The organism is Citrobacter sp. Cpo103, from assembly GCF_030332605.1.
Taxonomy (GTDB): Bacteria; Pseudomonadota; Gammaproteobacteria; order Enterobacterales; family Enterobacteriaceae; genus Citrobacter; species Citrobacter portucalensis.
The window spans coordinates 1,187,863-1,201,909 of record NZ_JAOWHO010000035.1 but is presented as its reverse complement, the minus strand read 5'-3'; the positions used below and the strand labels follow the sequence as shown (position 1 = coordinate 1,201,909).

The window sequence follows — 14,047 nt, the reverse complement described above, 5'->3', positions numbered from 1 at the left end:
TCGTTACTCACTGAGTTGTCCTTATGTAAAGAATATCGCCCCTGAACGGCGAGGAGAGTGCAGTACACGGTATCGGGTGGCGTCCCAGTCGTGATCTTCCTGCTGGGTATCTACGTCATCCGGGTTTTTGCTGTCACGTACCAGAACTGGGATGCGGCTAACCCAGCCACGACAATGTTCGAACACGTAAAATGCAGGCTTCTCCGGGATGCCGGATTCCAGCTTTTTACCTTCAACGACTGCCTCAAGCATGTCTGCGAAAACCGAAGCGCCGTTAACTCGAGAGCCTGGTTTCTTATTGGCTTCAAGCCATTCCACACCCTGATTTTCCATTTTCTGTCCGATCGACAATTCATCGTCACCAGTGTTGAAAATGGCGCTATCCGCCGGGCCGGGGATAACTTCCGAGCATATGCCCGGCACTATGTTCAGTTGCCCCTGAGTGATGCCTTCGAGCTTGATCTCTTCCGGCTCGTCGACATCTTCACCTGTCAGTCGCTTATCAATCCACGCTACGCCCTTCGCGACGTTGGTGGACGACATATTCAGGCCTTTGTTCAGCTCGTCTGGCGGGCAGCCATACCACTCGCCAATCAGAATCAGAGACCCGGCAGGCGGGCAGAACTGGCGACCATCTGGCAGTTCTGCGGCGGTGCCATCAGCCTGGGCCCACCAGAGGTTAGAGAACGGCTTCGACTCGCCCCAGTCGTGAGAGCGGTCGACGGTCCAGCTATCAGGTATGCGGAACGGCTTGATGACGTGCAGCGCTTCATTCCACAGGTGGTCAAAGCGCCCACCGCTGGTTACATCCCAAGAACCCTCTACCCAGGCTTTGCGCCGGTTCGGGTCTTTGATCGCCATCAGCGTCGCGATGTACTGTGGATCGAGATACGGGTTCTCTTTGAACGAGCCGTGAATTGCCACCCGGGTTAACGTCACATCCTCTTCGCGCTCGGTCTGCGGGTTAAACACCTTTTGCGTTTCGCGAATGATGGTCCCACGTGGCGCGGGCTCAATGAAGCGCTTCTTCACCCAGGTATGGCCGATGCCAAACGGGTTGGTAGTACTGAATGTTTCGAGCGGGATTGGCTTCAACAGGCCGCCGTTAGCCAGCGGGTAGTTCTCTGGCCGGAACGACGAGCGTCGGCAGGAGAACATCATCTCGTAGAACTCAGCCGACTGCTGCTTGGTCAGTTCGTTGAAGCCGATAAACGGGAACTCCTGACCGTGATAGTCCCAGTAGTCGCCCTCTTCTTTCCCAAAGCGGAACAGCAGCTCTTCGCCAGTAGGCCATACCCAGCGCAGCTCAGATGCTGACGCCAGATAGCGCGCACCGTCGTTAAACAGGCGATACATACGCTTTGACTGGGTAATGATGTCGGTGAGGTTCTTATACTCGGTATCGAAAATGACGCCACGCCAGAACGAGCCATAACCAAGACCAACCAAGCGACGGAAGCGCGCCAGTTGCGCAGCGGTTTTACCCGGGCCGCGCGTTCCCTCGTAGAGGATTTCGTTACACGGGCAGCTCAGGGAGAGCGATTGCGATCCCGGCAGAGGTTTCCAGACGGCTTTGTAATTCATCCACCAAGAACCTCGCCCTGCTGCTGTTGTGCCGCCTTCTCCCACTCATCAACGCTCGTGCATGATGGGATCGGCATGATGTTGTGAGTAGCAGTAACCTTCTGCTCAATCTGCTCTTTGAATGCCTGGACAGAGATATGCTTTCCGAGCAGTTCTAGGTTCTTTACCTTGTCAGGCCACTTAATCTTCTTCAGTAGTGCAGCGGTGCCGCCTTCTGCTGCCATCTCCATGACCTCGAGGCCTGACAGCGTCGTACGCCAGACCTTCGGCCACTGAGAAACTGGCTTGAGTTCCCCGGTCGAGGTCAGGATGTCGAGCACATCCATCTGGTCTATCTCAACGAGCCGCGTTAAGACATAGGTCGCATTAATGCCAACCAGATCATTGCGTTGGGCCTTTAGTTCAGCAATCCTAGATTGAATGTCAGGTTTTGACATGTTTTCTGACGCGGTACGGTTTGCAGTCTTTTCGCTGTACCCCGCCCGAATAGCCGCTTGTGTGGCATTTAAATCGATGAGGTACTCGCGACAGAACATTTCTTGCTTGTCGGTGAGTGCCATTTTTATTCCAAAATGAAAGGTTTATTTATGTCTACAGAATCTCTTCTCGATACCATGCTCGAACATGATCGGTTCCATGACCAAGATACGATGGTGGCTGGAATAGCTCAGAGGGCTGTAAATATTGGTTACGAAAACTTAACTCCGCGACAAAAAGCGGTACTAGTGCCGTTTCTCACCCAACCTTGCGATGGCGTAACCGACCCTGGCGGGTATCACAATGACTGCCAGCATATTCTTGAAGGCGATGATCTTGAGAGCGCCATTCAAAACGATATGTACTACGGCGGATTACTTTGCCCTTCCTGTGTGGATGAGAAGGAGGAGCATCGACGCCAATGGGAAAACATTCAAAGGCAGTAGTTTTAATCCACCAATGATTCCCTGGCCTTCAGGTAATCAAATGTCATATCGAGGAGGAGAATGCGTAGCGCGTCCTCCTCTGAGATTCTAGGGCTAAGCTCACTCGCTCTACGCTGCAACTCGTCAAGAACTTCACGCGAACGTGCAACCTGCTCTCTCATATCAAGAGTAAAGGTGATAGGACCTATTGTCGTTGTCATGAGGTGGCTTCCCCTGATTCCCCCTCATCTGATACTGGCGTGAACTGTACGCGCTTCACATCGGCAGGGGCGAAATACAACCACTCACCCGTTTCGGTCGCAAGCGGCACAAAGCCATTAACCAGCTCAGGCTGACGTCGTGACATCTTGCCCGTGAAGGTTTCGCCTGTTTGGGTGGTTAGAGTGATTTGGTAGATATCGGACATTGAGAACCTCTTTATCCGCTTATGGGAGATTGCCATTACGATGAGCCGCCCCATGGTGATGGCAACAAAAAACCGCCCGGAGGCGGCTTTTAGATTTCACCACGTGATTTTTCAAGTTCATACAAGCCATGCCCATCACCAGCATCAAGCAATGCGTAAAACTCAGGATCTTTTAACCGCTCGAGTGTGTTTGACATTTCCTGCATCTCATCTCTTAGGAGGTTTATTTGCTCTGATAGTTCTTCGTTTTCATCCTTGAGCTCAGCCATTTCAGCCTGTAATTGCAAGAGACTTTTGTTTGTTGCTGGAAACCTATTTATCTCATGCCAGACAGCTATAGCCAACGCCATTACCGCAATCATTAAAACAGTCATGTTAATCCCTGCTGATTTGTTATTCCGAGCATTCTACTCAATTTGTCAACAGAGCGAGATACTAATTAACCATCGGTATCTTCAGCCAAACAGTGTTGGATATCCTGCGCATGCCTTTAGAAACTACAATAGAAGGAGGAATTCGCCTCCCTCGTTTCTATAGGAGGTAACATGTTCTCAGTATTAGATATTTCTTTATTTATTGCTTGCGCACCATCAATCAACCAGATCGTTAAAACCGTTTGTCTGGCTATGCAATTGGCGCTTTTGAAACGCTATGGCATTATCAAGCCCATCAAAAGATGATCTTTGTGATACCCAGAGTCAGCCAATCAGCAATTCTGGCTGCGTCACCTGCATGATGTGCTCATGCTCCAGTGCCAGGACGCGCTTCTCTTTCTTCCGTTCGTTCATCAACCGGCTGCCGATTGTGCCTTTCAACTTGGATCGAGTTTCTTTGATGGCGTAACGGTGCTGCATTTCCTCACCCAAGGCAACTCTTCTGCTAAGTTGCTCAGCCATCCAGTTAAAGGCATTGATGTAACACTCCTTAACTGCGGCGGCGGTTTTGCCAGTAAATCCCATCACGAGCATCATGCATCCATCGCGGGTGATGTTATACATCGGCTGAACATCGCCATTTTTATCAATGAAATCAATGGGCGCAAAATTGCGCTTGGTAAAATCATCGGAGCATTTAAGGTTTCTGATGGCTCGCAGAACGTCTTTGTGTCGTTTACCAAAATAGTTAGCCACTTTTAACGATGTGGTGATTATCTTGTTGTCGAGTGTCGTAACCATTTCGCGGAAGTCGAAGGCAGGAATAACTGACGGATTATTCATAGCGTTTTTACCTTTTAGAAAGATGAGCCTGTTCGCACAGAAAAGCCGCCCCGAGATGGTCGCCACCATATACGGCAGTTCTCAGGCTCAGCTTTCTGAAAGACTCGGGATTTTCATGCGCTGCGATGCGCGGTTTACTGCGGGCATAAAAAAGCCCCGCTATTGCGAGGCTTGATTAAATCATTCAAATTCAGATAGATATAATCACTCAATGAATAGATATTCGTTGAATTGAATAGCTATAAATAGACATGACCAACTGAAATATTTTTCAATTTTGCTTATTTAAGGCACTGCGTGTTGATGTATTCATGCAGCCCATGAATCATTTCTTTGGTAACTTCGATTCCGTCCCGGTGATCGAAATAATTCCGTCTAGCGTCTGGAGTAAGTTCGGGGGCTCCTGCATCATCCACGCCGGTGGCGGAGGTGGCTTTGGACACTCTAGGGCAGGTTGCGGAGATGCGCAGCCGCTTAGCGCCAGAATCGACATCCCGACGCAAATCGCTAATGGTTTTTTTCGCATCGGCTAGTTCCTTTGTGTATTTAGCATCAAGTGCAGCGACATCGCGCTGGCGAGTCTGCATGTCTTTGATGGCGGCGTTCGCCAGGCTGAGCTTTTCAATGGCTTTGTCACGCTGGTCTTTATAGGTGATGGCGTTGTCGCGGTAGTGATTAACAGCCCAACCCAGCGACACGATGATGCAGACAACCACGCCGATGATGATTGCAGTAAACCTGCTCATTTCTCACCCCATAGACACACTTCGCGCTCAATCTCGCGCCGGGTCACTAGTCCTTTCCAGACAACTCCACTAGCTTTATTCCAGCGCCTTAATTGCTCGCATGCGCCTTTGATATCGCCCTGGTTGATTTTGTACAGGAGCGTTGAAGTCTTGAAGTTTCCGGCGCCAACGTTGTAGACGAATGAGTAAAGCGCCCCGCGAGTAGTTTCGGGGATCGGCACTTTGATGTAAGGGTTAATCTGTCGGGCGACGGTGTTCAGGTCTTTATTCAGCAGCGCCTTACACTCAGCTTCCGTGTAAGTCTTGCCGAGCATGATGTCTTTACCGGTGTGACCGTAGCAAACAGTCTGGATGCCAACCACATCCCGATACGGCTTGTATCGCACGCCTTCAAGACCATCGTTACCGGTTGGTCCAGTGATCAAAGCCGAAGCTATCGCGATGGCTCCACCGCCCATGGCGGCAAGTACGCTATTTCGCAATGCAGGGGACATTATTCACCTCGCGCGGCCTTACGCCGATCCTCTTTGATTTTGAAATACAGATTCGTCAGGTATGTCAGCAAACCAAAAACAAGGCTGCCTAATACACCAATGGCAGCCCACTGGGATGGGGATACTTTATCGAGTAGTTGCAGCATCCAGAATCCCGCATTGCCCGCCGATGTGCCGTAGGCAATTCCTGTAGTGAGTTTGTCCATTCGATACATACTCTCACCTCCGATTTAGTCGGGGTGCTGTGTGTTGTAGGGTCAGGCCCTCGGGCTGGATTTAACAACGAGGCATGTCGATGATGATTCCCGGGGCCTGAAATAAAAAACCCGCTCGCGGCGGGAATGTGAGGGTGTGGCAATGTCAGCTCTGCGGCTGAAGATACCCTGGCTGGGTTTTGGTGGGCCGCGAAGGATTCGAACCTGTCTACCCTTCCCTTATGAGGGGACCGCTCATACCAAATGAGCTTCCGGCCCGGAAACGAAAAAGCCCCGTATTTAGCGAGGCTCTTAATTCTTTGTCGACCTACGAAGCTATAGCGACGATATCAGATTTACATAAAATGTATGCTGTTTAATTGACTTTTGCAATACCATGCTGCGAAAAAGTCGCCTTTTGTTGTGATCGTGTTCTCACAGTGCAAAGAAGAGAATCGCCATCAAGCCGCTTAAAGATGGTGCACATGGCCCGCCAGTAGTCGGCGTAGTTATGACACCAGTTATCAGGCTTAACGCCGCACAGAGCCGCCAGGTCCTGATGCTGATACACATCCTTTCCCGCCAGCTCAGCTTTGACGTCCTGTGCCGCCAGCCAGATAAGTTTCTTCAGCCTTTCCATCGTCTTGGCAGCCACCTTCTTCGCGCCGAGCTGCTCCCGGAACTCAGCCCACGCCCACTTGGTAATCGCCACCTGGTACTCGAAGCGGATGTTCTCACTGTAGTTCCACAACAGCCAGGCTTTCTGATGTTCCTCCAGCGATAGGACAGCGCGGCGCCACGATGCGGTCACGAACTCTACCGGGCACACCAGCGCGATTGACGAGCCCTTTGCGTGTGACTGGCTGCCGTTCATCGGCGGGCCATCTGGGTTAACCATGCGCTTTTTCTGCACGTCATAAATTTTCTTCCGGCCACGGCTGCGCGCCGTTGCTGTGAATTGCGCGTTCTCGGCGAAAGCTACCAGTTGCCCTTTCGTCGCCCCGCTAAGATCTGCGGTCGCCACAATGAGCTGCTGACGTACGTATTCCAGTTGCTGACTGTTCATTGTGCGGCTCCTGCTGGGTGATAGACGCGAACGAAGTTACGGAGGATGCGGTAATCCACCAGCACGGAGCCCGGGCGGCGGTAAATCCGTAGGCGCTGCCAGCGCGTGCGGAGTATCTCAAGCGTTTCTGGTTTCACACTCCATCCTCCATGACTTGTGCATAGTTCAGATACTTCCCCCAACAACTGACCAGAACCCGTGCTTTCACAACTGCTTTCTCTTCATTGCACCACCGGCAGAACCAGTTAACAGCACCTTCGACCTCTTGCTTAACCTTGTCGGCATTATCGAAGCGCACAGGGTAAACAACATCATCGAAAATAGCCGCCGTGGTCATTGGGTATTGGATTTTACTCATGCTGCCTCCTGCTGTTTTAGTGCGCGAAGATCTGCCCTGGCTTTGGCGCGGATGCCGTCCAGTTCTTCGTGGGTATATCGGTGGTTTTCGTTGTTGGATTCGAGGGCCAGTACGCGTTCTTCACCGATCAGCTCGACCAAGGCTGCACGATAGGCCTCGATATTCCCTGATTTATGAACGTTGCAGACTGGACACTGTAACCACACATTATCTGGGTTGAAGCGCAGCTGAGGTGCAGCCGCTGTGGTGCGGTAATGTCCGGCGTGCCATACAAAAGCGCTCTTAGTGCCGCATGAGATGCAGCCATAGCCGGCAGCAAGCAGCATTTCGCGACGCCAGTCGTTGAAGGCGCGCTGAGTCATCTGCACCCAGTGACGGATCGGCTTCAACTCGTTGCGACGTTCAGCACGACGCTTGCGCCCGGCCTTCTCTGCCTCTTTCTGCTCCTTGATCCGTTTAGCCGCGGCTTTCACCTTCTCCTTTTCGCGCTCTTCCATCGCGAGGATTGCTCCGTGCTCCGGGCAGCACCAGCGGATCCGGATGTCGTGGAATTTAGGCACGAAGTATTCACCGCACACTTTGCACTTACGGCGGGATGGTTTACGCATGGGCACCACCTTGAACCTGTACCAGCGTGAGGTTTCCGCAGAACACGGCACCGGTATCGATGTACATCTGGTTGGCATACTTCAGGGGCTGGCGCGCTGGGGTGTGCCCGAAGATAAAAAGATCAGCACCGGATATCGGCGAGACAATGCCGTCCTGAGCGTCGCTAACCCTCTCACGATTCCAGATGACCATATCTTTCGGGGCGGGCTTATCGAACACATATTCGTTATGCGGGTAGTCAGCGTGGCAGATAACGATTTTACGCTCAGCGGTAACCAGCTCGATGACGAGTGGCAGCTCAGCTGCTTTGTGAACCAGAGCCTTAGCCAGCACTTCTTTGTCATAGTCGAGATTGAAGAACCAGCCGCCACCATTTGCCAACCAGTGATTGACGTTCCCATACTCCGATAGCCCATCAATCATCATCTGCTCATGGTTTCCTCGCACAGCCCGGAACCAAGGCATAATAATCAGCTCCAGGCACTCGACGTTTTCCGCGCCGCGGTCAACAAGGTCTCCAACCGAAATCAGCAAATCACACGCAGGGTCGAACGAAACTTCTTCGAGCTCATTCATCAGCAGCGTGTAGCACCCATGCAGATCGCCGACGACAAAAATATTGCGCCAGTCAGCGCCATTAATGCGTTGATACATGCTCATGCGGATTTTCTCCTCGCCGCGAGACGCAGCCATTTCTGATCCACCAGGCGGGCGGTGTAGCCCTTCAGTGTCGGGATATCGGACGGCTTAACCGCGGGCTTGCGCTGGCGGCGCGCCGGAACGCGGAAGATTTCATTGGTGATGACGCGGGAAAGTGGAGTAGACATCAGGCCTCCTGCTTATCGCGCAGCTGCTGGTATTCACAGCTCTGCGGAATGGTCAGGTGGCATCCAATATTCATCGCCCAGGCTTCGACTTTGCACAGGAAGATGTACATCTCGCCGGTTTCAAGATCGGCGGTATGGCGGAGGGATTGGACGGTGGTGACCTCTCCGGACACGACATCTACCCGGTCTTTGTTTTCGTAGCCGAGATAGGTGTGCTTCATCGCGTCCTTGACCCACTCGGGTGTAGCGAAGGTCTTGCCGCGGGCGATGAGGTACTCGCTGATTTCCGTGTACCACATGTGGCTGAGCGCGTTCTGCGACAGGCTGCGCTTCTCCCGCCACGGCTTCACCTGCAGGCGGAAGCATTGCCCGGCATCCAGCAATGGCTGAATCTGCTGCCCGATGGCCGCGAAGTTACCGCGATGGAGTTTGATGCCGTCTACGGGCAGAGTCATACGGCCTCCTTAACGGAAACCGCAGAATGCAGAAAATCGCAGGTGCATTTCTGCATCTGTGACAAGGTGAGGAGTTCAGATTGTGATCGCATTTAAGTCCCCTTAAATGCGCAGAAGTCACCAGAGTTGTTCAGGCTCCGATGACATGATTATGGAGGGTTGATTCTGGAAAATCAATTTATGGCATGCTGAATCTAATTAATTCTTGGTATTCTTCTTCTGTTGCTTTACACCGTTGTTTATCTTTTACAATTTTAGCAGTACATGCCGCCTCTGAGTAACCAGCAAAGGCGGCATTCAACAGCATTGACTTAACTATTTTTTCACATAAATCTTGCTTTTCTTTATTGGATGGGTCAAAGCAAACTGACTCTGTTTTTCTTTTGTAATCAAATGAGTCATTGTTTTTTGCAATTGAAGTTGAAATTGGCATAACTAACGCCATTGCTAAAATCCATCTCATTTACTCGATTCCCATTATACGTGATAGTAAATTCTCTAAATAAATTGAGATGGATTATACATCATTCCCACAGAGGTGCTGCTGGAAGTGGCATCCAGTGTGTTACCTTTCGAACCGTTTCGTCATCTATGGTCCACCATTTGTTTCTAGTTGCGTCGTAGTAAGCTTCAAAGCCATCTGATTCCGTCCACCCAGAGACATATCCCCAACACCATACAAAGTCTTTATCATTTGGCATCCGCTCGCTTACCGGAATCCAACCATCCGGAGTTACCGGAGAGTTGCCAGTCTGAAGCATGGCGGAGCGGCAGGCGTTCCAACCGAACTTATAGGCGACGTTTATCGAATCGCATGGTTCGTGACTTTCCATTTTTGCTATAGCCTGGCGCGTGCTGATAGCATCAGGCACAGATACCGGCGCTGGCGGTGCGGTGTAGAGCGGTTGGCGCTCAAAACAATCTGAGGGGTTACACTCATCCTCGCTATCACAGAGTTTCCATTCCGTAGTGAATGGTGAACCATGCTCTTCTGTCTTTGGCGTATGCACATAGCGATATCGCCACGCCACAGGCTCAGCACCAAACGATGCAATAGCCCCATCAATCACCTTCACAGCATCAGCCATTGCGTAGCCGAGATTACCGCCGTCACTTTGTGCGGATGCTTTGCTGAGTATTTCGCTTATCTGGTGCAGGCGATCGAGTGATACAGGACCGTGCGCCGGGTGGTTGTTAGTTGTCATGCAGTAGCCCCTTCTTGATATTTTTCGAACCAGAACACCACTGGGTCAGATTTCATTTCAACCAATCCCATACGAACTAGCGCTTTGCCTTTCCCGGAAACAAGGAATTCACGACGACCATCACCGATAATTCGCCGATAATCTTCCAGGCTACTGCAATGCTTGTGCAGATTGCATGGGTGGCATGCTGGAACCATGTTGGATATATCGTCACGTTCCTGGTGAAGCATATTTCCATCAAAACGAATGACCGGTTTTACATGGTCAGCATGCCACTTATCTCCAAGTTCGCAGCCGCAATAAGCACAGCGACCGCCAAACTTCATGCGCAACTCTGCACGTTGTTTTTTCGTCAGAGCCATCTCACTCCCCCTTCACGCCAATGCCAGCGGCGGTCTCAAGTAATTCGTCAGCGGCCTGAATTTCAGGATGTTCGTCATAATCAGGCAGGTAGCGACGGGCTACAGCTGCCAGGCTATTTAGCACCTTGCGGTGTTCTGCTATGCGCTTCTCTGCGGCTTCCAGCTTATCCTCAGCCTCTCCTGCTCTCCGCCTCCAGATGGAGCGCCGTCTATGGGTGTGGTCTAAAGACTTCTGCATTTCATCTACCTCCCTAAACGCCTCTTCTCGACCAGCACAAGCTCGGGCAAGCTGCTCCTTCAGCTCGGTTGCGTATTTTATTGCTTCGTGGGCCTCCTCCTGATTTGCAATGAATCCCTGCTGTAATTCATCTTTTTCATGCTGCGCGGCTTCCAGCTCATCCAGCAGCGCCAGAACGGTGGCGGGGCTGGCAGCGGCGATGAATTTTGCTTTGCTTTCTGCATTGTCCTGACCATCGAAACCAGGCCATTTGATAATGTCTTCGCCACGTTCATGACCTAACGAACCTATGGCGTAAGTACCAGACGCCTTGTGAACGAAGGCAACCCACTCCTTACCGGATAATGCTTTTGCTAGCTTACGCAGCGCCTGTTTGTTGAGTGCTGTCATTGGGCTGCCTCCTGTTTCGATTTGCGCAGAGCTTCTTTGTAGCTGGCCTTCGCTGCTTTTTTGGTGTCGCACCACTCGCCTTCAACATCACGTCGTGGATAGCCATAAGCCGCGTCGTATGAGCAGCGAAACATTCGGCATTTTCCATCACGGCTGTATTCGACTTCAGGCAGTCGATATCCCAACAACCATTCACTGAACGGCTGGCAGCTATCAGCATCAAGATATTCTTCGTATCGAGTGCGTTTCTTTGGCTCTGGCAGTGCAGAAATTGCCGTTGCTTCACCTTTTTCTGTGACGTGATAAAGCATTCCGCCGCCTACGAAATCAGGTGCGGGACGGGAAGTAGCGAAACCATCAGATACCAGTTCTTCCCACTTCTCGTTATCCGTATGCCCTTCGCCAGCCAGGAAATAATTACGGTATGGCGTGCGGTTTCGCTCACTAATTCCCAGAGCATGCTGCATGAGTTCAATTCCTGTGCTCATAGCGCGGCTCCTTTGCGAAGTTGGGCGGCGAACTCCATGATGTAAGAGCGAGTTACGGAAACAGCAACCAACCCTTCGAGAGTTTGCGCTAAGGCATCTACTCCCTGCGCCCGCACTTCAGCCAGGAACGCGTCGGTTGCCGGGGTTTCGGCTTTCCACCAAAGCAAATGCATTTTCGGCCCATCGAAAGCACCATTAGACTCATAACCACGCAGTTCTTCAGACAGGCAATCGTTCATGACTTTGATTGCAGAATTATCAGCAGCCAGCTCCCTGCACTTGCTCTCGGCGTTAGCGAGCTGTACTGCCATGTCTGTGAGTTTCAGTTCAAGATTGTGAATAGTCGCGTCTGATGACCGGAACTCACGACGGGATTCTTCGAGTTGACGCTCTAATTCTTCGTAAGTTGGTTTCATGCTGATGCTCTCCCGTAAAACGCCAGTACACGCTGCATAGCCGCACTGTTACGACATTCGTTGAATATTCCATTAGTGCTGCAGCGCACTGTCCCAGCCTGCTCTTCTGGTGTAGCCAGGCGATAGGTAACCGTTCGCCAGACCTTGCTGATGCGCACCAACCTGTTGGCCCGTTCCAGTTCGATAGCGTTCTTTGTGATGCAGTTGATGGTCATGCCACACTCGGCAGCCACATCCTTCGCAGTGAAGGTACGATGCGTTTCGAGATAACGCAGAATTGCCTGTTTGCCTTTCATCTCACACCATCCCGTTCGACTTGTTACGGTTGTACTTTGCCTGTAGCAGCTGGATTGGAGTCGGTCCTCGATCGGCAGCAGGCGCTGCGATTGCCCGGCGTACCGGTGGCACTGGTTTGCCCTCAAAGACGCGCTTCTCCCACATGTCCAGCAGGTCACCCGCCTCACGTGCCAGTTCACCATGTGTCAACTGGCGCTCTGTGCTGCGGTGGCGCAGTTCGACGCAGATGTGGTACATGACCGGCTGCGACCAGGGGAATTGCTCGCTGGAAGTGAATTCAAACGAGCGGTTACGCCAGTCCCAGTATTCGGCGATCAGCTGGTCAACAGTGATGCCCAGCACCCCGCCGCTCTGTTTGCACCAGGCGACGAACTGGCCCGGTGATGGCAGGAATGGACGCTCCTGGCGACGTGCTATGCGCATACCGGCATCAACCTGGGCCATTGAGTGGATCCCGTTCTCCTGAAACGCCAGCAGCCACTGACGGCGGAATTCGTCCAAATCACGCTGTTCGCGGAAGTTCGACATGCTGGCCGGGAACGCGGCACGCAGTTGGTTAAACAGTCCGTTGAATACCTGAGCTACCTGCTCGACCGGCGCACGCTCCTGGTACTGCTCTGGCAGGTTATGGGCTATGCGACTCATCTGCTCGCGGTCGAAGTTGTGCATCTGCTCTGCAAGAGATTTCATCGCATCACCTCATAGGCCCAGTCAGTGTTGTTGAAGTCGAGATCTGGCTTGCCAGCACGTTGCTCAGTACCAGCGTTGCGTTGTACCACCAACTTGTCCCACTGCTTGCGCAGGCTTTCAGGGCTCAGGATGTTGGTCTGCCAGAAGTGGTGCTTGCTGGCCCAGTCATACAGCGCGCAAATGTCCTGGTGCGACCGGTTGTCAATCTGGCGCATCAGGCGAACGGTGTTAGACCAGGAGGTCATATCCGGCGCTTTGCAGGTTGGGTTAATCATCTTCACCCTGGTGGAAATCCACTGGGAGGTTTTGAGATCTTCAGCCGTCCCCCATTTCGCACCGGATGGTGTGTAAACCACTGCGTCAGGGTGAGCCGATAAAAATTTCTTGAGACGTCCGTCTGAGGATTCGCCAGAATTCTCGGACGATAAGTTATTTATATTCTTGTTATTACCTTCTTGTTCATGATGTGCGGGGAATTGTGCGGCCTTATGTGCGGCATACCCACCAGAACCCGCGCCATTACTGGCTTCGCCATGTGCGCTTGTATGTGCGGCCTTATGTGCGGGTAAATCGTCCATTTTTTGAGCATATTCAACGTAATTCGTGATGGTGATCACCCTGCCTTTTCTCTTCTCTCCTTCGATGGAAATCATCCCTTCGCGGACGAAAACAGACAGCATTCTCTCCACTGCATCACGGCTTGTCGGATTGCCCTGACGGTCACACAACTGAAGGCCAAGATCTGCAGCAGTGACGACCAGTTGACCGGGTTGCAGAGGCCATTGCTTGCCCTTGAAGAATGCCGTGTATGGCTGTCTGGCTGCGTCAATGAGCAGGTTCTCCCACAGCGCGCGCAGGAATACATCCTTAGCCCAGGACTTCTTCTTGATGCTCCGGTACAACGGGACGTAACCAGACTTCTGGTTCTCCATCCTGTTGCTCCTTGCGGCTGAGTGCGCCGCAAAATTTGCGTAAGCGACGTTCGACACAGTTAAACCTCCTGCGCCTGGCGTTTTGGATTAGCGTTTGTCATAATGACCTCGCAATTGACTCGCGTTTGTTGCACCAGAAAGTCGGTTCTG

General features: G+C 52.0%; 25 protein-coding genes and 1 tRNA gene. 1 reads left to right on the top strand and 25 read right to left on the bottom strand.

Annotated elements, in window-relative coordinates; genetic code table 11:
* Nucleotides 1–21 precede the first annotated feature (21 nt).
* Both OGX89_RS22395 and OGX89_RS22390 read right to left on the bottom strand, forming a co-directional pair.
* Nucleotides 22–1,584 carry a terminase large subunit domain-containing protein gene (locus OGX89_RS22395; protein WP_126956175.1) on the bottom strand — a complete coding sequence of 521 codons (1,563 nt, stop codon included), beginning with the start codon at nucleotides 1,582–1,584 and terminating at the stop codon, nucleotides 22–24.
* Nucleotides 1,581–2,144, bottom strand: coding sequence for a terminase small subunit (locus tag OGX89_RS22390; protein ID WP_126956173.1), 564 nt, complete (start codon nucleotides 2,142–2,144; stop codon nucleotides 1,581–1,583). The genes OGX89_RS22395 and OGX89_RS22390 overlap by 4 nt, the downstream gene beginning before the upstream one ends.
* Before the next feature lie 27 nt (nucleotides 2,145–2,171).
* Between OGX89_RS22390 and OGX89_RS22385 the strand changes: the two genes are divergently transcribed.
* Entirely contained in the window at nucleotides 2,172–2,507 is a 336-nt protein-coding gene (locus OGX89_RS22385) for a hypothetical protein (RefSeq protein WP_126956171.1), read from the top strand.
* A 196-nt stretch (nucleotides 2,508–2,703) separates the two neighbouring features.
* Here the strand turns inward: OGX89_RS22385 and OGX89_RS22380 are convergent, their stop codons facing one another.
* The 23 genes from OGX89_RS22380 to OGX89_RS22270 form a co-directional block, all read right to left on the bottom strand.
* A complete protein-coding gene (locus OGX89_RS22380; protein WP_126956167.1) occupies nucleotides 2,704–2,913 on the bottom strand; it encodes a hypothetical protein in 210 nt (69 codons plus the stop codon).
* 89 nt (nucleotides 2,914–3,002) lie between these two features.
* Nucleotides 3,003–3,287 (bottom strand): hypothetical protein, encoded by a 285-nt coding sequence (locus OGX89_RS22375; RefSeq protein WP_126956165.1) that lies wholly within the window; start codon nucleotides 3,285–3,287, stop codon nucleotides 3,003–3,005.
* Nucleotides 3,288–3,611: 324 nt separating this feature from the next.
* Complete coding sequence (locus tag OGX89_RS22370) at nucleotides 3,612–4,130, bottom strand: Rha family transcriptional regulator (RefSeq protein ID WP_126956163.1); 519 nt, start codon at nucleotides 4,128–4,130, stop codon at nucleotides 3,612–3,614.
* A gap of 281 nt (nucleotides 4,131–4,411) precedes the next feature.
* Nucleotides 4,412–4,876 (bottom strand): lysis protein, encoded by a 465-nt coding sequence (locus tag OGX89_RS22365; RefSeq protein WP_126956161.1) that lies wholly within the window; start codon nucleotides 4,874–4,876, stop codon nucleotides 4,412–4,414.
* A complete protein-coding gene (locus OGX89_RS22360) occupies nucleotides 4,873–5,370 on the bottom strand; it encodes a lysozyme (RefSeq protein WP_126956159.1) in 498 nt (165 codons plus the stop codon). Before OGX89_RS22360 ends, OGX89_RS22365 begins: the two co-directional genes overlap by 4 nt.
* On the bottom strand, nucleotides 5,370–5,585 hold the full coding sequence (locus OGX89_RS22355) for a class II holin family protein (RefSeq protein WP_016160648.1): 216 nt from the start codon (nucleotides 5,583–5,585) through the stop codon (nucleotides 5,370–5,372). The genes OGX89_RS22360 and OGX89_RS22355 overlap by 1 nt, the downstream gene beginning before the upstream one ends.
* Nucleotides 5,586–5,765: 180 nt before the next feature.
* Nucleotides 5,766–5,843: transfer RNA gene (locus tag OGX89_RS22350), tRNA-Met, on the bottom strand.
* A 97-nt stretch (nucleotides 5,844–5,940) separates the two neighbouring features.
* Nucleotides 5,941–6,630, bottom strand: a complete 690-nt coding sequence (locus OGX89_RS22345) for a bacteriophage antitermination protein Q (RefSeq protein ID WP_126956157.1) — start codon at nucleotides 6,628–6,630, stop codon at nucleotides 5,941–5,943.
* Complete coding sequence (locus OGX89_RS22340) at nucleotides 6,627–6,767, bottom strand: YlcG family protein (RefSeq protein ID WP_126956155.1); 141 nt, start codon at nucleotides 6,765–6,767, stop codon at nucleotides 6,627–6,629. Before OGX89_RS22340 ends, OGX89_RS22345 begins: the two co-directional genes overlap by 4 nt.
* Entirely contained in the window at nucleotides 6,764–6,988 is a 225-nt protein-coding gene (locus OGX89_RS22335) for a hypothetical protein (RefSeq protein WP_063452511.1), read from the bottom strand. Before OGX89_RS22335 ends, OGX89_RS22340 begins: the two co-directional genes overlap by 4 nt.
* A complete protein-coding gene (locus tag OGX89_RS22330; protein WP_126956153.1) occupies nucleotides 6,985–7,596 on the bottom strand; it encodes a recombination protein NinG in 612 nt (203 codons plus the stop codon). Before OGX89_RS22330 ends, OGX89_RS22335 begins: the two co-directional genes overlap by 4 nt.
* The gene (locus tag OGX89_RS22325; protein ID WP_126956340.1) at nucleotides 7,589–8,257 is read right to left on the bottom strand and encodes a metallophosphoesterase; all 669 of its coding nucleotides are present in this window, start codon (nucleotides 8,255–8,257) and stop codon (nucleotides 7,589–7,591) included. The genes OGX89_RS22330 and OGX89_RS22325 overlap by 8 nt, the downstream gene beginning before the upstream one ends.
* Entirely contained in the window at nucleotides 8,254–8,424 is a 171-nt protein-coding gene (locus OGX89_RS22320) for a NinE family protein (RefSeq protein ID WP_063929273.1), read from the bottom strand. Before OGX89_RS22320 ends, OGX89_RS22325 begins: the two co-directional genes overlap by 4 nt.
* A complete protein-coding gene (locus OGX89_RS22315; protein WP_126956151.1) occupies nucleotides 8,424–8,879 on the bottom strand; it encodes a YbcN family protein in 456 nt (151 codons plus the stop codon). The genes OGX89_RS22320 and OGX89_RS22315 overlap by 1 nt, the downstream gene beginning before the upstream one ends.
* Before the next feature lie 178 nt (nucleotides 8,880–9,057).
* Nucleotides 9,058–9,342 (bottom strand): hypothetical protein, encoded by a 285-nt coding sequence (locus tag OGX89_RS22310; protein WP_126956149.1) that lies wholly within the window; start codon nucleotides 9,340–9,342, stop codon nucleotides 9,058–9,060.
* A 61-nt stretch (nucleotides 9,343–9,403) separates the two neighbouring features.
* Nucleotides 9,404–10,084, bottom strand: a complete 681-nt coding sequence (locus tag OGX89_RS22305) for a DUF551 domain-containing protein (RefSeq protein WP_232397853.1) — start codon at nucleotides 10,082–10,084, stop codon at nucleotides 9,404–9,406.
* The gene (locus tag OGX89_RS22300) at nucleotides 10,081–10,446 is read right to left on the bottom strand and encodes an HNH endonuclease (RefSeq protein ID WP_001229290.1); all 366 of its coding nucleotides are present in this window, start codon (nucleotides 10,444–10,446) and stop codon (nucleotides 10,081–10,083) included. Before OGX89_RS22300 ends, OGX89_RS22305 begins: the two co-directional genes overlap by 4 nt.
* 1 nt (nucleotide 10,447) lies before the next feature.
* Nucleotides 10,448–11,074 carry an ead/Ea22-like family protein gene (locus tag OGX89_RS22295; RefSeq protein WP_126956147.1) on the bottom strand — a complete coding sequence of 209 codons (627 nt, stop codon included), beginning with the start codon at nucleotides 11,072–11,074 and terminating at the stop codon, nucleotides 10,448–10,450.
* Nucleotides 11,071–11,562 carry a hypothetical protein gene (locus tag OGX89_RS22290; RefSeq protein WP_048216077.1) on the bottom strand — a complete coding sequence of 164 codons (492 nt, stop codon included), beginning with the start codon at nucleotides 11,560–11,562 and terminating at the stop codon, nucleotides 11,071–11,073. The genes OGX89_RS22295 and OGX89_RS22290 overlap by 4 nt, the downstream gene beginning before the upstream one ends.
* Nucleotides 11,559–11,978 carry a hypothetical protein gene (locus OGX89_RS22285; RefSeq protein WP_126956145.1) on the bottom strand — a complete coding sequence of 140 codons (420 nt, stop codon included), beginning with the start codon at nucleotides 11,976–11,978 and terminating at the stop codon, nucleotides 11,559–11,561. Before OGX89_RS22285 ends, OGX89_RS22290 begins: the two co-directional genes overlap by 4 nt.
* The gene (locus OGX89_RS22280) at nucleotides 11,975–12,274 is read right to left on the bottom strand and encodes a protein ren (protein WP_126956143.1); all 300 of its coding nucleotides are present in this window, start codon (nucleotides 12,272–12,274) and stop codon (nucleotides 11,975–11,977) included. The genes OGX89_RS22285 and OGX89_RS22280 overlap by 4 nt, the downstream gene beginning before the upstream one ends.
* Before the next feature lies 1 nt (nucleotide 12,275).
* Nucleotides 12,276–12,965, bottom strand: a complete 690-nt coding sequence (locus OGX89_RS22275; protein WP_126956141.1) for a replication protein P — start codon at nucleotides 12,963–12,965, stop codon at nucleotides 12,276–12,278.
* Complete coding sequence (locus OGX89_RS22270; RefSeq protein ID WP_126956139.1) at nucleotides 12,962–13,897, bottom strand: phage replication protein O; 936 nt, start codon at nucleotides 13,895–13,897, stop codon at nucleotides 12,962–12,964. Before OGX89_RS22270 ends, OGX89_RS22275 begins: the two co-directional genes overlap by 4 nt.
* Nucleotides 13,898–14,047: the final 150 nt, after the last annotated feature.